19 protein-coding genes and 1 tRNA gene are annotated in these 16,939 nt (G+C 69.2%); 11 read left to right on the top strand and 9 right to left on the bottom strand.

Annotated features, from left to right (window positions below; translation table 11 throughout):
- Positions 1-28: 28 nt before the first annotated feature.
- Complete coding sequence (locus tag AC5Y4S_RS10470; RefSeq protein WP_500033286.1) at positions 29-907, top strand: LLM class flavin-dependent oxidoreductase; 879 nt, start codon at positions 29-31, stop codon at positions 905-907.
- Here AC5Y4S_RS10470 and AC5Y4S_RS10465 read toward each other — a convergent pair.
- On the bottom strand, positions 904-2,619 hold the full coding sequence (locus tag AC5Y4S_RS10465) for an NAD-binding protein (RefSeq protein WP_500033285.1): 1,716 nt from the start codon (positions 2,617-2,619) through the stop codon (positions 904-906). The genes AC5Y4S_RS10470 and AC5Y4S_RS10465 overlap by 4 nt on opposite strands.
- 87 nt (positions 2,620-2,706) lie before the next feature.
- Entirely contained in the window at positions 2,707-3,078 is a 372-nt protein-coding gene (locus AC5Y4S_RS10460) for a nuclear transport factor 2 family protein (RefSeq protein ID WP_500032518.1), read from the bottom strand.
- On the opposite strand from AC5Y4S_RS10460, the gene AC5Y4S_RS10455 reads away from it, so the two are divergent.
- Positions 3,077-3,652: an NUDIX domain-containing protein gene (locus AC5Y4S_RS10455; RefSeq protein ID WP_500032517.1), complete on the top strand. Its 576-nt coding sequence runs from the start codon at positions 3,077-3,079 to the stop codon at positions 3,650-3,652. The two genes, AC5Y4S_RS10460 and AC5Y4S_RS10455, sit on opposite strands and share 2 nt — an antisense overlap.
- A gap of 30 nt (positions 3,653-3,682) precedes the next feature.
- On the top strand, positions 3,683-4,213 hold the full coding sequence (locus AC5Y4S_RS10450; RefSeq protein ID WP_500032516.1) for a pyridoxamine 5'-phosphate oxidase family protein: 531 nt from the start codon (positions 3,683-3,685) through the stop codon (positions 4,211-4,213).
- Between the two features lie 13 nt (positions 4,214-4,226).
- Here the strand turns inward: AC5Y4S_RS10450 and AC5Y4S_RS10445 are convergent, their stop codons facing one another.
- Complete coding sequence (locus AC5Y4S_RS10445) at positions 4,227-5,150, bottom strand: TIGR03564 family F420-dependent LLM class oxidoreductase (protein WP_500032515.1); 924 nt, start codon at positions 5,148-5,150, stop codon at positions 4,227-4,229.
- A gap of 79 nt (positions 5,151-5,229) precedes the next feature.
- Between AC5Y4S_RS10445 and AC5Y4S_RS10440 the strand changes: the two genes are divergently transcribed.
- Positions 5,230-5,796 (top strand): TetR/AcrR family transcriptional regulator, encoded by a 567-nt coding sequence (locus AC5Y4S_RS10440; protein WP_500032514.1) that lies wholly within the window; start codon positions 5,230-5,232, stop codon positions 5,794-5,796.
- 3 nt (positions 5,797-5,799) lie between these two features.
- On the opposite strand, the gene AC5Y4S_RS10435 is transcribed toward AC5Y4S_RS10440, so the two are convergent.
- Positions 5,800-6,375 carry a TetR/AcrR family transcriptional regulator gene (locus AC5Y4S_RS10435; protein WP_500032513.1) on the bottom strand — a complete coding sequence of 192 codons (576 nt, stop codon included), beginning with the start codon at positions 6,373-6,375 and terminating at the stop codon, positions 5,800-5,802.
- Positions 6,375-7,364, bottom strand: a complete 990-nt coding sequence (locus tag AC5Y4S_RS10430) for an NAD-dependent epimerase/dehydratase family protein (protein ID WP_500032512.1) — start codon at positions 7,362-7,364, stop codon at positions 6,375-6,377. The genes AC5Y4S_RS10435 and AC5Y4S_RS10430 overlap by 1 nt, the downstream gene beginning before the upstream one ends.
- 83 nt (positions 7,365-7,447) lie before the next feature.
- On the opposite strand from AC5Y4S_RS10430, the gene AC5Y4S_RS10425 reads away from it, so the two are divergent.
- The gene (locus tag AC5Y4S_RS10425; protein WP_500032511.1) at positions 7,448-8,260 is read left to right on the top strand and encodes an SDR family NAD(P)-dependent oxidoreductase; all 813 of its coding nucleotides are present in this window, start codon (positions 7,448-7,450) and stop codon (positions 8,258-8,260) included.
- Positions 8,261-8,506: 246 nt separating this feature from the next.
- Here the strand turns inward: AC5Y4S_RS10425 and AC5Y4S_RS10420 are convergent, their stop codons facing one another.
- Positions 8,507-9,295, bottom strand: a complete 789-nt coding sequence (locus AC5Y4S_RS10420) for an SDR family NAD(P)-dependent oxidoreductase (RefSeq protein WP_500032510.1) — start codon at positions 9,293-9,295, stop codon at positions 8,507-8,509.
- A 59-nt stretch (positions 9,296-9,354) separates the two neighbouring features.
- On the opposite strand from AC5Y4S_RS10420, the gene AC5Y4S_RS10415 reads away from it, so the two are divergent.
- A complete protein-coding gene (locus tag AC5Y4S_RS10415) occupies positions 9,355-9,921 on the top strand; it encodes a carboxymuconolactone decarboxylase family protein (protein ID WP_500032509.1) in 567 nt (188 codons plus the stop codon).
- Here AC5Y4S_RS10415 and AC5Y4S_RS10410 read toward each other — a convergent pair whose 3' ends face one another.
- The gene (locus tag AC5Y4S_RS10410; protein ID WP_500032508.1) at positions 9,922-10,299 is read right to left on the bottom strand and encodes a DoxX family protein; all 378 of its coding nucleotides are present in this window, start codon (positions 10,297-10,299) and stop codon (positions 9,922-9,924) included.
- A 119-nt stretch (positions 10,300-10,418) separates the two neighbouring features.
- Between AC5Y4S_RS10410 and AC5Y4S_RS10405 the strand changes: the two genes are divergently transcribed.
- Positions 10,419-10,919, top strand: coding sequence for a nitroreductase family deazaflavin-dependent oxidoreductase (locus tag AC5Y4S_RS10405; RefSeq protein ID WP_500032507.1), 501 nt, complete (start codon positions 10,419-10,421; stop codon positions 10,917-10,919).
- Positions 10,920-10,966: 47 nt separating this feature from the next.
- On the opposite strand, the gene AC5Y4S_RS10400 is transcribed toward AC5Y4S_RS10405, so the two are convergent.
- Both AC5Y4S_RS10400 and AC5Y4S_RS10395 read right to left on the bottom strand, forming a co-directional pair.
- Positions 10,967-11,042 (bottom strand) — tRNA-Arg (locus tag AC5Y4S_RS10400).
- A gap of 74 nt (positions 11,043-11,116) precedes the next feature.
- Complete coding sequence (locus tag AC5Y4S_RS10395; protein ID WP_500032506.1) at positions 11,117-12,085, bottom strand: GlxA family transcriptional regulator; 969 nt, start codon at positions 12,083-12,085, stop codon at positions 11,117-11,119.
- A gap of 107 nt (positions 12,086-12,192) precedes the next feature.
- On the opposite strand from AC5Y4S_RS10395, the gene AC5Y4S_RS10390 reads away from it, so the two are divergent.
- The 4 genes from AC5Y4S_RS10390 (at position 12,193) to lysA (ending at position 16,939) form a co-directional block, all read left to right on the top strand.
- Positions 12,193-12,639, top strand: a complete 447-nt coding sequence (locus tag AC5Y4S_RS10390; RefSeq protein WP_500032505.1) for a tautomerase family protein — start codon at positions 12,193-12,195, stop codon at positions 12,637-12,639.
- Between the two features lie 32 nt (positions 12,640-12,671).
- Complete coding sequence (locus tag AC5Y4S_RS10385) at positions 12,672-13,778, top strand: DSD1 family PLP-dependent enzyme (RefSeq protein WP_500032504.1); 1,107 nt, start codon at positions 12,672-12,674, stop codon at positions 13,776-13,778.
- Between the two features lie 93 nt (positions 13,779-13,871).
- Complete coding sequence (gene argS, locus AC5Y4S_RS10380; RefSeq protein WP_500032503.1) at positions 13,872-15,524, top strand: arginine--tRNA ligase; 1,653 nt, start codon at positions 13,872-13,874, stop codon at positions 15,522-15,524.
- Positions 15,521-16,939, top strand: coding sequence for a diaminopimelate decarboxylase (gene lysA / locus AC5Y4S_RS10375; protein WP_500032502.1), 1,419 nt, complete (start codon positions 15,521-15,523; stop codon positions 16,937-16,939). Before argS ends, lysA begins: the two co-directional genes overlap by 4 nt.

Here is a 16,939-nt window from a genome sequence, read left to right as displayed (position 1 = left end):
TGCCAGAATCGCGTCTGTGCAGATAGCGATGACCATGCCGGTGATGGAGCCGGACCTGGACGCGACGGTGCTCGAAAACTGGGCGAGGGCCATCGACGAGGGCCCGTTCTCGTCGCTGTGCTGGGGCGAGCGCATCGCGTTCGAAAACCCGGACAACCTGACGCTCCTCGGCGCGCTGGCCGCGTGGACCACCCGAGTGCGGCTGATGACGACGGTGATCGTGCCGCAGCTGCATGATCCGGTCATGTTGGCGAAGGGCCTGGCCACCGGCGACATGCTGAGTGGCGGCCGGCTGACGGTGGGCATCGGTGTCGGCGGCAGGCACGAGGACTACCACGCCGTGGGCGCCGACCCGGCGACGCAGACGATGCGCGGCATGGCCGAACGCGTTGCGGTAATGAAGCGGGTGTGGGCCGGCGAGAAGATCACCGAGTCGGTGCTGCCGGTTGGTCCGGCCCCGGTTCAGCCCGGCGGCCCGCCGCTGTTCGTCGGCACCATGGGTCCCAAGACCGTCCGCAGCGCGGCGACCTGGGCCGACGGGCTGGCCGGTACCACCCTGGACCTCGACGTCGCCAAGCAGGACGAGCTGTTCGACGTGGCGCGGGAGGCGTGGACCCAGGCCGGCAGGCCCAAACCGCACCTGGTGACGTCGTTCTGGTTCGCGTTCGGCGCGCCCGAGCAGGCCCGCGCCCAGGTGCATCGGCACCTGCTGCACTACATGAACTGGATCCCGGCCGAGTACGTCGACGCGATGGCGCCCATGACCGGCTGGGCCGGCAGCGAGGACGACCTGCTGGCCGTCCTGCGGAAGTTCGAGGGAATCGGCACCGACGAGGTGCAGCTCATCCCGACGAGTTCCGACCTCGACCAGCTGCGCCGCGCCGCCGACGTGGCCGCCCAGCTTTAAGCCGACGCGCGTTCGTCGTCCGCCGAAGGCTCCTGCGGCGGCTGGCCCTTACGCAGCGTCGCGAGCAGCTCGCGATACGGGCCGACCAGATACACGGTGTCGCCACCGCGCAGCCAGGCGTCGCGGCGCGGATGCAGTTCGACCGGCGTGTCCTGGCGGGTGATCGCGATGACCCGGGTCTGGGTCGACAGCTCGAACATCTTCAGCCCGTCGAGCTCGCTGCCGGGTGCCACGTGCATGGCGCCGACCATGAAGGAGCGCTGCCCCACCCAGAACGTCCCCAGCACCTGCAGGCCCATCGCGGCGCCGATGAACCACGGCGCGGCCAGATCGACGGTCGAGCGCACGTTTTCGAAGCCGAACCGCTGCGCCACCGCGGCCCCCAGCGCGCGGTCGTAGATGCGCAGCACGATCGGCACGTCGGGCCGGATCAGCTCGGGCATCACCCGCGGGCCGAGCATCTCGCGCAGCACGATCCCGGTCTCGATGTTGGTCATGTCGTCCTGGGTCAACACCGCGACCGCCCGGGCCCGGTCGACGCGGGCCGACGCCAGCGTCTGGCGCAGCGTCGCGTCCCCGAAGATCACCGGCACGTCCAGGTCGTCCGCCGCCGAGAGGAACCGGTTGTTGTCGTCCCGCTCGATGACCGCCACCTCGTAGCCGGCGCCGGCCAGGTCGGCGACGACGCGGCTGCCGAACGAACCCAGCCCGACGACGATGACGTGATTGTGCAGGTGGCGAGCCCGACGGCGTCCGGCCGAGTGGGCGAAACGGCGCGACAACAGCAGGTCCGCCATGAACGCGACGAGCAGCGCCGTGGTCGTCACGCCGGCAAGCATCAGCATGATGCTGAACAGGCGCAGCCAGGTGGGCTGCTGCAGGAAGCTGAAGTCGCCGTAACCGACGGTCGCGATCGTCTCGGTACTGAAATACAACGCGTCGAGCCAGGTCATTGTCGCCCGCGGCTGGTAGCTGAAGCGCAACACGACCGTCGACCCGAGCAGGAGCAGCGCCACGGCCACCAAGGCGCGCGGCAGCATCGGGTTGACGTCGTCACGCAGGCCGCGGGCGGCATCGATCAGCCGACGCAACCAGGCCCGGCGCGACCGCCTCGCGGTCGGCCGCGGAACTCTGATGCCGCGGGCGGCCAACTCGTCGGCGGTGCCGATCATCGCGGTCCAGTCGCCGGCGTGCACCGGCAGGTCCCGGCCTGGGCACGGCTCCACCTGGCCCGGCGTGGCGCAGTTTTCGCCGTGGATGACCGCGACGGGCGCCAGGTCGCCGTAGATCTCGCGCAGCGTCGCGTCGCGCGGCGCCGCGGAGCCCGAGACGACGAATTTGATGCCCGCGGCCTCGAACGGGTGCACGGTGTGCGCCAGGCAGGCCTCGACGACGGACGGCGCCGCGAGGTCCGCGACGTCCAGAATCGCGCCGGGGCGCTTGTCGGCGGCCATCGCCGTGCGCAACACGTCGTTCGCCAGCCGCGCCACCACCCGGACGTCGGGGTTGGCTTTCCTTGCCAGCAGGGCGATTTCGAGGTTGATCGCGTCGTCGTCGCCGGCGCAGATCACGGCGCGGGCGCGGGCGATCCCGGCGGTGGCGAGCTCGGTGGGGCTGGTGAGCTTGACGATGTGCACGCCGGCGTTGTTGAGTTCCTCGACGATCGTCGTCGCCAGCGCGTCCTCGCCGCTGACGATGATGTGGCTGCGCATGCCGGAGCGGCGGATCTCCCTATCCTCAGGGGCCATCGCTGCATTATCGCGGTCGCGGTGGCATCAGACGAGTCCACCGCGCGGGCGCTACAGGACTTTGAAGTCCGAGGGTGACCAGAACGCCCGCATCGACGTGATCTTCGCGTCGTCGTCGAACGTCATCGTCGAGATCGGTGAGAGCCGGCTGCGGCTGTCGCCGCCGTCGAGGGTGAGGTGCCACAAGAACGCGGCTTCGCTGCCACCGATCCGGATCTCGAGGAGTTCCGTGTCCTTCTTGGCGTCTTGAAATCCGGCATAGAACTCGCGGATGGCGTCGTGGCCGCGGCGAAGGTCGGTGCCGATCGGATCCTCGACCGTGGCGTCGGCGGCGTAGAGGGCGACGATGTCGTCGGTCTTGCCGTCGGCGACGAGCGCGAGGTAGCTCTTGACGGTCTCGGTGATGGCTTCGGGGGATGGCATGGCTTCGGACGCTACCGCACCGGTGATACTGGGCGACGTGCCCTTCATCGAATGCGTCGCGTCCCGCGAGGTCTATCGGAACCGCTGGCTGGCGGTGCGTGAGGACCAGATCCGCCGCCCGGACGGCAGCGCCGGCATCTACTCCGTGATCGACAAGCCAACCTACGCGCTGGTGATGCCCTACGACGGGAAGCGCTTCCGGCTGGTCGAGCAGTTCCGCTATCCCCTCGGCGCGCGGCGCTGGGAATTCCCGCAGGGCAGCGCGCCCGATCACGCGGAGGTTGACGCGCACGAGCTGGCCGAGCGTGAGCTGCGCGAGGAGACCGGGCTGCGCGCGACGTCGATCGAGGCGCTGGGTCTGCTGGACGTTGCCGCCGGGATGACGAGTCAGCGTGGCTGGGTGTTCCTGGCCACCGGCATCGTCGAGGGCGAGGCGGACCGCGAGCACGAGGAACAGGACATGCACAGCGAGTGGTTCTCGCGCGCGGACGTCGAGGAGATGATGCGCACCGGGGTGATCGCCGACGCGCAGTCGATCGCCGCCTATGGCCTGTTCCTGCTGCGCGAGCGATGACTTCCGGGTCGGGCGTCGGTCAATACCGATATGACGATCACAGAACGCAATCTCGACGGGTACGGCGCACCGCCGATTCAGTGGGAGCGGGTCCGGGCGGCGCTGGACGGTGAGCTGCCGCAGGCGCCGGGCACCGGCGGCCCGGCGCGCCACACGGTGTGGCTGACCACGATCAATCCCGACGGCAGCCCGCACGTCATGGCCGTCGGGGTCGTTCGGTGCGGCGGCAGCTGGTATTTCACCTCCGGGCCCGCGACCCGCAAGTCCCGGAACCTCGCCCGCGATCCCAGGTGTGTGCTCAGCGTCGCCACCGAGCCGTTCGACCTCGTCATCGAGGGCGCCGTCGAGCGCGTCACCGATACCGGCGAATTAACCTCCGTGGCAGCCACTTACGCCGACGGCGGATGGCCGTGCAAGGTGGCGGGCGACGCGCTCACGGCGGAGTTCAGCGCCCAGTCGGCGGGCCCGCCGCCGTGGTATCTATATCGCGTCAAGGCGTCCACGGTGTTCGCCCTCGGCACGTCGGAACCGTTCGGCGCCACCAAGTTTCAGCTGGGCTGAGCGTGCCCGCCCGTCAGAGCGCGGCAAGCACCTCGATCGTGCGTTTCGTGTGCTCCGCATCCCCCACCGGAAGCGCACTGAACTCCGTCGCACCGGCGTCGGCGAATCGCCGAAGCTGCTCGACAACCTCGGCTTCGTCGCCCACGACGCAAACGTCTGCGGGGTTGGCGGCGCCGTCCAGACCGAGGATCGCCCGGTAGGCGGGCGTCTCGCCGGCAAGGCCGAAGGCCTGCGCGAGCTGGTCACGCGCATTGTCCGCATCAGCTGTCACGCTCACCGGCAGGCCGACAACAATCTGCGGCGCTTGCCGGCCCGCCCCCTCCGCGGCCTTGGTGATGCCCGGAACAATCTGGCGCTCAACGGCTTTCAATCCCGCCCACGCGGTCACTGTGCCGTCGGTCAGCTCACCCGCGAGGCGCAGCATCCGCGGTCCCAGCGCGGCGGCCAGTACCTGAGGCTTGGGCGCCCCGGGCAAATCGAGCTGACCGACCGCGGTGAGGCGCGCGCCGTGGTGGTCGACCGGCGAGCCCGCCAAGGCCGCGTTGAGCACCTCGAGGTATTCGCGCAGGAACGCCGCCGGCGCCGAATAGTCATACCCGAACATGTCGGCGACCATGGACCGATGGCTCACGCCGATCCCCAGGACGAGCCGCCCATCGCTTGCGGCCGACGCCGTCAGGGCCTGGCGCGCCAGCGCGAACGGGTGCTGATGGTAGGCGACCGCCACGCCCGAGGCGAGTTCGATCTCGGGGATGTGCGCGCCGGCCACGGCCAAGAGAGTCAAGGCGTCCCATCCCGCCACATTGGTCATCGGCGGTAGCTGGGGAAACCAAACTCGGGGAAACCCCGCGGCCGAGGCATCGCGGACGGTCGAGAGCACGCCACCCAGTCCTTGCGGGTCAGTCGGGTCCGGATACGCCATCAGGCTGATCTTCACGGCCACTCCCTCATACAATGTGGAGACTGTCTCCGGTAACTATACGGAGATAGTCTCCGCTTTGTCCATGGGAGGCATGGTGACGTCAACGCGGCCAGTGCGTGCCGATGCCGCGCGCAATCGCCGGCTACTGCTGGACGCCGCGCACGACGCGTTCGTGCGGGCCGGCCTTGCCGCCTCGCTCGACGAGATCGCGCGGGCGGCAGGCGTAGGTCCCGGCACGCTGTATCGACACTTTCCAACGCGAGATGAGCTGGTGCTGGCGGTGATTGACGAAGGGCTGACTCGGATCCACGAGCTCGGTGTCGCGCTCGCCGACGACCCCGATCCGATCGACGCGTTGCTGCGCTGGCTCGACGCTTACATCGAGCAGGGCAGCGTGTTCCAGGGCTTGGCCCGCACCCTGGTCACTCTTCCGCCCACGGCCGGTGAGGACAGCACCTGCGTGCTCGCCCGCAGCGCGGGCGCGGCGCTCGTGACGCGAGCCGCGGACGCCGGGCTGCTACGGGACGATGTTGGCGTCGATGACGTGCTGGACATGGCGGCGGCGATCGCCTGGGTAGGCGAGCAGCCCGACCGCGGCGCCGGCACTCGCCGACGGCTGCTGCGCGTGCTCATCGACGGACTGCGACCACCGACAGCCTGAGGGTTAGGGCCGAGCGGGAAGGCCCGCCGCAGCCCGGATCTCCCGGCGCGCCGCGGCGCGGTCAGCGTTGGGAAATATGTAGTGGCTCAAGGCGGTTCGCGCGACCGCCCCGGCAAGGTCGCGCGGGTTCACCGCTGTGGCGAAGGCGCCCTCACGGGCGCAGCGCTGCAGGACCGCAGTCAACCCGTCGGCCAGCACCGGCAACGCCTGCGCCATCTGGTCGTGGGCGAACGTCGGCTCGAGGTCGAGCAGCCGCCCGGGCGGTTGCGCCTCGACGAAGGTCGCGACGACGTCGACCGCGGCCTCCAGCCGCGCGACTCCCACGACTCCGGACATCGCGGCGTCCATCGCGTCGTTGAAGCGGCGGCGCTCCCGCTTTCCCAGCGCGTCGATGAGTTGTTGCTTGGACGCGAAGTAGCGGTAGACCGTGGGCCGCGATATCCCGGCCAGGGTCGCCACGTCCGTGAACGACATCTTCCGGGCGCCCGTCCGCAACACGAGCCGCTGGGCGGCGTCGAGGATCCGATCGGCCAGATCCCCGTGATCCGAACCGGCCCTGCGGTATTCGGCGATCGTCACTAGAGTTTCCCGATGTCGCGCAGCCATGAGATCAGCAGCCTTAGGCCGTCGTCGAACGACATCGGCGCATAGCCGAGCCGCCGGGTAGTCAGGTTGTCGGTCGCCCTGGGCTTGCGTTGGGTCTTGGCTGCTGCCTCCGCGATCGCCATCAGGGTGGGCCCGAATTCGGCGGTCAACGCCTCGGGGTCGCTGCGGTAGTCGAGATCCTCGACGCGGTGGTCGATCCCGGCGATCTCGCAGGCGCGGTTGATGCCGCCGGCGGTGCTGAAGGTGTCCTCGGGTCGGCCGACCAACAGGTAGCGCTCCCCGGCCACGCCCTTGTCCAGAGCGGCGATCGAGCCCTTCGCCACGTCCGCCCCCGCCACCCAGGTCACGGGAAAAGCCAGATAGCGCTTGATCTTTCCGCGCATGCCGGCCAGCAGCACCCGATTGAAGCTGGTGCGGTGCAGGGCGCGCGCGACGACCAGCCCGGGACCGAAGATCGCGCCCGGGTGGCACGTCACCACGTCGTCGCCCGCGGCGGCGCGCCGGTGTGCTTCCAAAAAGGCGGCGAGCTTGGTGACGGTGTACGGGTCGCGCGGCGGATTCTTCAGCACGGGCGCTTCCTCGAAGTCGACGCCGGTACTCAGGTCGAGGAAGGTGGCGGTGCTCAGCGCAACCACCCGGCGCATGCCGTGGGCCTTCGCCGCGTCCAGGACATGCGTGGTGCCGACCGTGTTGACGGCCTTGAAGTCCTCGAGGTCCTGGCTCGCGCCTCCGAGCAGCGCGGCGCAGTGAACGGCCGCCTCGGCGCCCTTCGCCGCGTCCAGCACGTCGTCGGCGTCGGTGATGTCGCCCTTGACCAGTTCCACACCGATCCCGGCCAGCGCCGCGGCGTCGTCGGGTTCGCGCACCAGCGCGCGGACGTGGTCACCCCGCTCGATCAGCTGCTGGCACACGTTGCCGCCGGTCTGCCCGGTCGCGCCGGTGACGAAGATCGTGCTGGCCATGGCGGCCCTCCGGGTTGTTACATATCGGACAGATTCAGTAATGACTGTAAACCTTGACGTCGATTTGTTCTATATTCAGCTGCATGACACTCGACCCCTCAAGTGTTCTCCTGACCGATCGCGTCGCGGTCGTCACCGGCGGTGGCGCGGGCATCGGTCGCGGCATCGCGCGGGGGCTGACGGCCTTCGGCGCCCGCGTCGCGATCTGGGAACGCAACCCCGAATCGTGCGCGTCGGCCGCCGAGGAGATCGGAGCGCTGGCGCTCACCGTCGACGTCCGCGACAGCGCCGCGGTGGACGCCGCGCTGGCGCAGACCTCCGCCGAACTGGGGACGGTGAGCATCCTGGTCAACAACGCCGGCGGGGTCTTCTGGTCGGGCATCCTCGACACCAGCGAGAACGGCTGGGACGCGCTGTATAAGGCCAACCTGCGCCACGTGTACCTGTGCACCCAGCGGGTGGCGCGCGTCCTGGTGGAGCAGAAGCTGCCGGGCAGCATCATCAGCGTCACCTCGATCGAAGGCGTGCGCGCCGCACCGGGTTACGCGACGTATGCGGCGGCGAAGGCCGGTGTGATCAACTACACGAAGACCGCCGCGTTGGAGCTCGCGCCGCACGGCATTCGGGTCAACGCGTTGGCTCCCGACATCACCCTGACCGAAGGCATCAGAGCGATCGCGCCGCCCGGATCCGAGGAGCGATTCGGCCTCACCGTCCCGATGGGGCGGGCCGGTCACGTCGACGAAATGGCGGGCGCGGCAGTCTTTCTCGCGTCCGAGATGTCCAGCTACATCACCGGGCAGACGATCCACGTCGACGGCGGCACCCACGCCGCCAGCGGCTGGTATCACCATCCGCAAACCGGCGCGTACGCGCTCGGCCCGACGAGCGGCTGAGCACCCGCCGCGACAACGGCGGGGCGAAGAGGAGTCGACATGGACGTGAACAACACCGGCGGCATGGCCTGGCGCCGCCGTTGCGCGGGGCAAACCTGTGCGACAGTGGCGCTATGGCATTCGATGAGTTGTCCACATCTCGCGGCACCCCGCCGTGGCGTGATCCGCTCACCATGTCGTTTGGGCTGCACCGCAGGCTGTTGCTGTTGCGGTTTCGCTGGCACGAGAAGGCCGCGCAGCGAAACGCTAAGCGCCTGTGTCCAGGCCGGAGTGTGCCGACATCCCGCCGTCGATCGAGAACATCTGCCCGGTGATGTAGCGGGACCGCTCCGAGGCGAGGAATACGACGAGGTTCGCGACGTCTTGCGGTTCGCCGAGATACGGCGTCAACGTGGCCCGGCCCAGCCGGCCGATGACGTCTTCGGACAGGTGCGCGCGAACGGCGTCGGTGAGGATCAGCCCGGGCACGACGGTGTTGGCTCGCACGCCGGCCTTTCCCTCGCTGGTCGCGACGTACATCGTCAGGGCGTGCACGCCGGCCTTCGACACGCCGTAGGCCAGGCGGGTCCGGTCACCCGACAGCGCCGCGCCCGACGACATGTTGACGATGGAACCGCCTCCGTTCCTTCGCATTTCGGGAACCGCGTGCTTGCACATCAGCAGCTGGCTGCCGAGGTTGACCTCCAGCGACCGCTGCCACACCTCCAGCGGCAGCTCGGTGACGGTGGTGTCCCGCGACAAGAAGTCGCTGGCCGTCAGCGCCGCGTTGTTGTGCAGCACGTCGACGCGGCCGAACTCCGCGAGCGTGGACTGCACCACTTGACGCGCCGTGTCCTCCTCGGCGAGATCGCCCCCGAGCGCGATGGCCCCGGCCCCGGTTCGCGCAATCTCGTCGGCGACCACGCCGGCCTTCGCCTCGTCGATGTCGACGACGGCGACGGCAGCGCCCTCGCGCGCCAACTCGTGCGCCGTCGCCGCACCAATTCCGCCGGCGCCCCCGGTGACTATCGCGACCTTTCCGGCAAGTCTGGACATCGAGTTCTCCCAAATCATCGGGGCTTTTCGGTGATGCACAAGAAAGTTAGCGTGATCTAATGCCGCGTATTGCGCCAATTCCGATGGAAGAGCTCAGCTCGCACTCCCGCGAAATCGTGGAGGCCGGCGTCGCCGCCGGGCTCTACGCGACGCCGGTGCCCCTGCAGATATTCGCGTATCGCAGCGCGCAGCTCGAACAGGTCAACATGGCCAGACACCAGCTGGGTGCCGGCACCCTACTCGGCGGCCGGATCCTGGAGCTGCTGCGCATCCGCAGCGCCCAACTCGGCGAATGCGAGCCGTGCAGCCAGTCGCGCAAACACGATTCGATCACCGACGAGGACGTCGCGTGCCTGCTCGCCCCGGGACACGGCGCCCTCACCCCCCAGGAGCAGATGGCCGTCGAGTTCCTCGACCTGCTGTCGGCCGGCCACCACGCCATGGACGACGAGTTCTACAAGCGCCTGGGGGAGCACTTCACCGCCGCGCAGATCATCGAACTCGGCTTCACCTGCGCCGGCGTGATGGGACTGCACCGCTTCATCCACACGCTCGACGTCTACGGCGACTCGGCGCCCGTCATCGAGTACGACCCGGATCAGGTCGACAGCGCCAAGCCCGCGTGACTACGTGAGCGGATAGGGCCCGAAGCGGCCCCAGGCGACGAAGATGGCGAGCGCCAGCAGCACCGCGTTCATCGCGACGAACGGTGTCTCCTTGCGCCGGGCGTGCACCACGGCCGCGCCGATCATCACCACCGCGAGCCCGAGGGCGGCCAGCGGCACCAGGATCGGCGCGATGTGCACCAGCGCCGGCACGATGAGACCGATGGCGCCGAGGATTTCGGCGATCCCGATGAGCCGGATCGTCGTCGGGCTGTAGTCCTCCGCCCAACCGAAGCCCGAGCCCACCAATTGGTCCTTGGTCCGAACGAGTTTGAGCAGCCCGCTGCCGACGAATGTGACCGCCAGAACGACCGCGACGATCCACAGCGCCAGGTTCATCCAGACCTCCTCGGGGGAGCGCGATCTCGTGATCATCCAACGACATGTCACCCGCGGCAAGGGCGGCACTCTTTGACACCTACTAGAGGCGGCGATGCAATTGCGGCAAGAATGACACCATGTCCGACCGCTCCTTCGACGCCACCAACCCGTTTCATCGAATGATGCGCACCTTCGCCGCCACGAAGGTGGGGGCGGCGTTTCTGCGCCCGGCGGCACACCATCTGGACCGGCTTGTCACCAAGATCACCGGCGGCCGAACCAGCTTCGCCGGAATCGCGACCGGGGTTCCCGCGGTCATTCTCACCACCACCGGCGCCAAGTCCGGTCAACCCCGCACCGTCGCGTTGTACGGAATCCCGCACCCCGATGGGGTCGGCCTCATCGCGTCCAACTGGGGCGGCGAAAAGCACCCCGCCTGGTACTACAACCTCAAGGCCAACCCGAAAGCCACGGTGTCGATCGGCCGCGACACTTGGCCGGCCACCGCGCGGCTCGCCACCCCCGCCGAGCGCGACGAGATCTGGGCGAAGGGGCTCAAGATGTACCCCGGTTGGCGCAAGTACGAGGCGCGCGCCGGTGACCGTCACATCGAGGCGTTCGTTCTCAGCCGGGACTGACGCTAGCTCCGCGGCGCAGAAAAGAGCAGGTCAGAAGGCATTGGGTGTGGTGCCCCCGGCAGGATTCGAACCTGCGGCCTTCTGCTCCGGAGGCAGACGCTCTATCCCCTGAGCTACGGGGGCGCAAAACAGGATGCTGCGCCATCGGGCCCAGCCAGAGTAACGCATCGACGTGACGGTCGTGACCCCGCCAGGGCTCAAGAGGCCTTCGCCTGGGCACTCGGACGCAGCGCCCCGGGCGATCGGCCGGTGTGCTTCTTCACCAGGCGGTGCAGCGTCGCCGGATCGGCGAGCCCGACCGCGGCGGCGATCTCCTCGAGCGGCATGCGGGTCGTGCGCAGCAGATGAAGCGATCGCTCCAGGCGAACCCGCTGCACGAGCTGCAACGGACTGAGGCCCACAGCGTTTCGCGTCCGGCGCGCCAGCGTTCGGGTGCTGAGGCCGCACAACCGGGCAAGCGAGTCGACCGTGTGCGATTCGTCCAACCGCGACCGGACGAAACGCTCCAGGGTCGCGACCGCTTCGTCGCGCGCCGCTAGGTGCGAGGGAATCAGGAAGCTCGCCTGCGACGTGCGCTGGTCGGCCACAAGGCGATTCGCGAGTTCGTCGGTTAGCGCCGCGCCGCCAAGATGGCGCATCAGCGCGAGCATCAGGTCGATGTGCGCGAAGGCGCTGCCGGCCGTCCAGATCGGCCCGTCGCGAACCACCATTTCATCGATGACGACGTTGGCCGCCGGCGCGACCCGGGCCAGATCGGCCCCGAGCCACCACGTCGTGACGCAGCGCCGTTGATCGAGCAGCCCGGCGCCGGCAAGGACGAACACGGCGGTGCACGACGCCGCGATCTCGGCACCGCCGCCGGCCGCCCGCGCCAACCACTCGGCGGCGACGGCCACGTCCGTCCCGCTGAGCCGGGCGGCGATCTCCTCGGGCTGGGCGGCCCCCAACCCCGGTACGACGACGACGTCCCGCGCGCCGGTGTCCGCCAGGGGCTGCGCGGTGACGGCCAGGCCACCGCGCATGGCAACGTGGCTTTCCGGCGAGACGAACCGCAGATCGAACGCGGTTTTGCCGAGGATCCGGTTGGCCGCCGAGACCACGTCGACCGTCACGCCCACGGCGCTCGCGCTCGCGCTTTCGAGCACCAGGACGTCAAAACCGATCATGTGGCAAATTATGCAAGAAAGCTGTCCGCCCCGCCACTGGCGTGCGGGGCTGCGCTAGAGGAGATTACGTAGGCAAGAACCGACGAAAGGACCATGTCATGCCGTTAATGCGCGTAACACTCACGCCCGGCGCGTTCGACGACGCGGGCAAGGAGCGCCTGGTCACGGGCCTCACCGAGGCGGCGTGCCGGGCCGAGTCGGTGCCCGACCAGCCCCAGCACCGGATGCGGGCGCTGGTCCTGCTGGACGAGCTCTCGCCCGGACGCTTCTACTCCGCCGGTGTCCCCGCCGACGCCGCGGTCGCTGGTGTGTTCATCGACTGGCAGGTCAGCGCCGGGGTACTCGACGGTGCCCGCAAGGCGCGCTTCGCCGCCGAGCTGCAGGAGGTCGCCGCATCGGCGGCGCACAGCAACGGCGACAGGATGGTCGTCACGTCGTGCGTCATCCATGAAGTGCCCGAAGGACAGTGGGCGCAGAACGGCGCGATCCGCCGGCTCCCCGACATCGCCCCGATTGCGGGATTCGAGCACCTGACCGCCGTCGCGCCCGGGTGACGATGCGTCCGGCGGAAGTATTGGCGCACGCCATGATTGGCGAACCCAACTCACGCTGCCGCCTGCCCACGCCGGCGCTGATCCTGGACGAGGCGGCGCTGGACGCCAACATCCGCCGGATGGCCGAGCGGACGCGCGACCGAGTGGCGCTGCGCCCGCACGCCAAGACCCACAAGTGCGCCTGGATCGCAAGAAAGCAGATCGCTGCCGGGGCGGTGGGGATCTGCTGCGCCAAAATCGGTGAGGCCGAAGCGCTTTCAGCCGCCGGCGTGCGCGGCATCCTCCTGACCTCGCCGGTCGCCGACCCGGCGATGCCGCAGCGGCTGTGCGACGTGGCGGCGCTCGACCCCGGATTTGCCTGCGTGGTGGATCATCCCGATCCGGTCACCGCGCTGAGCGCGCAAGCCTCTCGCCGCGGCATTCGCGTCAATGTCCTGATCGACGTCGACGTGGGCCTCGGGCGCACCGGCGTCTCCGGGCCCGAACAAGCGGTGGCGCTTGCCGAGCACATACATCGGTGCGAGGGTCTGACGCTGTCCGGCGTTCAGGGTTACGGCGGCCACTGGCAGCACATCCCCGGCTTCCAAAAGCGTTGCGGCGCTGTCCGCCTCGGCATGGAACGGCTTTCAAAAGTGGTCGACGCCCTGCGGAGCGCCGGCTACCCGGTCGGCATCGTCACCGGCGGCGGCACCGGAACCGTCGCGGCCGATCTGGATTTGGGCGTGCTCAACGAATTGCAGCCCGGCTCGTACGTTTTCATGGACGCCCAATACGCCGAAGCATTGGGCGACGACGACGACGGAGCCTTCGAAACCAGCCTCTGGGTTGCGAGCCAGGTCGTGAGCGCCAACGCCGAGGCGATCGTCACCGTCGACGCGGGCCTCAAGGCGTTCGCGACCGACGGCCCCATGCCGCGGCCGGCCGGCGCGCGGTTCGGCGGCTCGACCTATGGGTTCTTCGGCGACGAGCACGGCGCACTCACCCGGCCCGCCGGCGCACCCGTCAGCCTCGGGGAGCGCGTGGAGTTCACCACCCCGCACTGCGACCCCACCGTCGATCGGTATGACGCCTACCACATCGTCCGCGGCGACCGGCTCGTCGACATCGTGCCCATCGAGGCCGCCCGCGCCAGCCGATAGCGGCGGTCGCCGGGTCCCAAGCCGGCTAACGGCCCCGCTGCCGCCTGCAATAGATTCGGGGCAGGGGGACCCTAGCCAATAGGATGGACGCTCGTGACCCCCGCCGACCTGGCCGAGCTGCTCAAAGTCACCGCCGCCGCGGTGCTTGCCGAGCGCGGGCTGGATGCTGCCGCATTGCCGGCGACGGTGACGGTGGAACGGCCGCGTAACCCCGATCACGGCGACTACGCCAGCAACCTGGCCCTGCAGCTGGGCAAGAAGGTCGGAGCCAACCCGCGCGAGCTGGCCGGATGGCTGGCCGAGGCGCTGGCGAAAGCCGACGGCATCGCGGCGGCCGAGGTGGCCGGGCCGGGCTTCATCAACATGCGCCTCGAGGCGTCGGCGCAGGCCGTGGTCGTCATTAACGTCATCGAGGCGGGCGACGAGTTCGGTTACTCGGACGACCTGGCCGGGCAGAAGATCAACCTGGAGTTCGTCTCGGCCAACCCGACCGGACCGATCCACATCGGCGGCACCCGCTGGGCCGCGGTCGGCGACGCCCTCGGCCGCCTGCTCACGACGCAGGGCGCCGACGTGGTGCGCGAATACTATTTCAACGACCACGGCGCCCAGATCGACCGGTTCGCCAACTCGCTGATCGCCGCCGCCAAGGGCGAACCGGTGCCCGCCGACGGCTACGCGGGCAGCTACATCAACGACATCGCCGCGCAGGTCCTGCAGAAGGCACCCGACGCACTGAGCCTGCCCGAAACCGAAATGCGCGAGACCTTCCGCGAAATCGGCGTCGACCTGATGTTCACCCACATCAAGGAGTCGCTGCACGAGTTCGGCACCGACTTCGACGTCTACACCCACGAAGACTCGATGCACACCAGCGGCCGGGTCGAGCAGGCTATCGCCCGGCTCCGCGGGACCGGCAACGTCTACGAGAAGGACGGCGCAACCTGGTTGCGCACCAGCGCCTTTGGTGACGACAAGGACCGCGTCGTGATCAAGAGCGATGGCAAGCCGGCCTACATCGCGGGCGACATCGCCTACTACCTGGACAAGCGGCAGCGCGGCTTCGACCTGTGCATCTACATGCTCGGCGCCGACCACCACGGCTACATCGCGCGGCTGAAGGCCGTGGCCGCCGCCTTCGGCGAAGACCCGGCCAGCGTCGAGGTGCTGATCGGGCAAATGGTCAACCTCGTCCGCGACGGCCAGCCGGTCCGGATGAGCAAGCGGGCCGGAACCGTGCTCACGCTGGACGACCTGGTCGAGGCGATCGGAGTCGACGCCGCCCGCTACAGCCTGATCCGCTCGTCGGTGGACACCCCGATCGACATCGACCTGGCGCTGTGGTCCTCGGCGTCCAACGAAAACCCGGTCTATTACGTGCAATACGCGCACGCGCGGCTGTCGGCGCTGGCCCGCAACGCTTCTGAACTCGGCCTCATCCCCGACACCTCCCACCTCGAGCTGCTCAGCCATGACAAGGAGGGCACGCTGCTGCGCTCCATCGGCGAATTTCCCCGAGTCGTGAAAACCGCCGCGGCGCTGCGCGAACCGCACCGGATCTGCCGTTACCTGGAGGACCTCGCCGGTGACTACCACCGGTTCTACGACTCCTGCCGAGTCCTGCCGCAGGGCGACGAGCAGCCCACCGACCTGCACACCGCCCGCCTGGCGCTGTGCCAGGCCGCCCGCCAGGTCATCGCCAACGGCCTGACGATTCTCGGGGTCACCGCACCGGAGCGAATGTGAACGTCCACCCCGCCGGTCCCCGGCATGCCGACGAGACGCGGCACGCGGAAAGCCCGACGCGGCCACAGTCCCCCGAGGAGCTGCTGCGGTTGGCGCCGAACGTGTGGCCGCGCAACACCACTCGCGACGACGCGGGCGCGGCGGTCATCGGGGGAGTGCCGGTGACCCAGCTCGCCCAGGAGTACGGGACGCCGTTGTTCGTCATCGACGAGGACGACTTCCGCTCGCGCTGCCACGACCTGGCGGCGGCGTTCGGCGGCGGCCACAACGTGCACTACGCCGCCAAGGCGTTCCTGTGCACCGAGATAGCCCGCTGGATCAACGAGGAGGGCCTCTCGCTGGACGTCTGCACCGGCGGGGAGCTGGCCGTCGCGTTGCACGCGGACTTCCCGCCGGAGCGGATCACCTTCCACGGCAACAACAAATCCGTCGCGGAATTGACCGCCGCGGTCAAAGCCGGTGTGGGCCATGTCGTCCTGGACTCGATGATCGAAATCGAGCGCCTCGACGCCATCGCCGGCGAGGCGGGGATCGTCCAGGACGTGCTGGTGCGCCTCACCGTCGGGGTGGAGGCGCACACCCACGAGTTCATCTCCACCGCGCACGAGGACCAGAAGTTCGGGCTCTCGGTGGCCAGCGGCGCGGCGATGGCGGCGGTGCGCCGGGTGTTCGAAACCGACCACCTGCGGCTGGTCGGGTTGCACAGCCACATCGGCTCCCAGATCTTCGACGTCGCCGGCTTCGAGCTCGCCGCGCACCGCGTCATCGGCCTGCTGCACGAGATCGTCGACGAGTTCGGCGTCGAAAAGACGGCCCAGCTGTCAACGGTCGATCTCGGTGGCGGCTTTGGCATCTCGTACCTGGCTCCCGACGATCCGCCGCCGGTGGGCGAGCTGGCGGCCAAGCTGGGCGACATCGTGCGCAGCGAGTCGGCGGCCGTCGGGCTGCCCACGCCCAGGCTGGTGGTCGAGCCGGGGCGCGCCATCGTCGGCCCGGGCACCATCACGCTCTACGAGGTCGGCACCGTCAAGGACGTCGACGTGAGCACCACGGCGCACCGGCGCTACGTCAGCGTCGACGGCGGCATGAGCGACAACATCCGCACCGCGCTCTACGACGCGCAGTACGACGCCCGGCTGGTGTCGCGGGTCAGCGATGCGCCGGCGGAGCTGGCCCGTATTGTCGGAAAGCACTGCGAGACAGGCGATATCGTCGTCCGCGACACCTGGGTCCCCGGGGATCTGCAGCCGGGCGACCTGCTCGGGGTGGCCGCCACCGGCGCCTACTGCTATTCGCTGTCGAGCCGCTACAACATGATCGGCCGGCCCGCGGTGGTGGCCGTGCGCGGCGGGCGCGCCCGCCTGGTACTGCGCCGGGAGACGGTCGACGATCTTTTGAGTCTGGAGGTGAGGTGA

It is taken from the genome of Mycobacterium sp. NGS64 (assembly GCF_059812245.1).
Note: the sequence above shows the minus strand (reverse complement) of the source record. Positions and strands in the feature narration are given on the sequence as shown.

Excerpts from the sequence above, each read along its gene's own strand:
- AC5Y4S_RS10470 (WP_500033286.1), top strand. The coding sequence starts at position 29 with ATGACCATGCCGGTGATGGAGCCGGACCTGGACGCGACGGTGCTCGAA.
- AC5Y4S_RS10465 (WP_500033285.1), bottom strand. The coding sequence starts at position 2,619 with ATGCGCAGCCACATCATCGTCAGCGGCGAGGACGCGCTGGCGACGACG.
- AC5Y4S_RS10455 (WP_500032517.1), top strand. The coding sequence starts at position 3,077 with ATGGCTTCGGACGCTACCGCACCGGTGATACTGGGCGACGTGCCCTTC.
- AC5Y4S_RS10460 (WP_500032518.1), bottom strand. The coding sequence starts at position 3,078 with ATGCCATCCCCCGAAGCCATCACCGAGACCGTCAAGAGCTACCTCGCG.
- AC5Y4S_RS10450 (WP_500032516.1), top strand. The coding sequence starts at position 3,683 with ATGACGATCACAGAACGCAATCTCGACGGGTACGGCGCACCGCCGATT.
- AC5Y4S_RS10430 (WP_500032512.1), bottom strand. The coding sequence starts at position 7,364 with ATGGCCAGCACGATCTTCGTCACCGGCGCGACCGGGCAGACCGGCGGC.
- AC5Y4S_RS10425 (WP_500032511.1), top strand. The coding sequence starts at position 7,448 with ATGACACTCGACCCCTCAAGTGTTCTCCTGACCGATCGCGTCGCGGTC.
- AC5Y4S_RS10420 (WP_500032510.1), bottom strand. The coding sequence starts at position 9,295 with ATGTCCAGACTTGCCGGAAAGGTCGCGATAGTCACCGGGGGCGCCGGC.
- AC5Y4S_RS10415 (WP_500032509.1), top strand. The coding sequence starts at position 9,355 with ATGCCGCGTATTGCGCCAATTCCGATGGAAGAGCTCAGCTCGCACTCC.
- AC5Y4S_RS10410 (WP_500032508.1), bottom strand. The coding sequence starts at position 10,299 with ATGAACCTGGCGCTGTGGATCGTCGCGGTCGTTCTGGCGGTCACATTC.
- AC5Y4S_RS10405 (WP_500032507.1), top strand. The coding sequence starts at position 10,419 with ATGTCCGACCGCTCCTTCGACGCCACCAACCCGTTTCATCGAATGATG.
- AC5Y4S_RS10395 (WP_500032506.1), bottom strand. The coding sequence starts at position 12,085 with ATGATCGGTTTTGACGTCCTGGTGCTCGAAAGCGCGAGCGCGAGCGCC.
- AC5Y4S_RS10390 (WP_500032505.1), top strand. The coding sequence starts at position 12,193 with ATGCGCGTAACACTCACGCCCGGCGCGTTCGACGACGCGGGCAAGGAG.
- AC5Y4S_RS10385 (WP_500032504.1), top strand. The coding sequence starts at position 12,672 with ATGATTGGCGAACCCAACTCACGCTGCCGCCTGCCCACGCCGGCGCTG.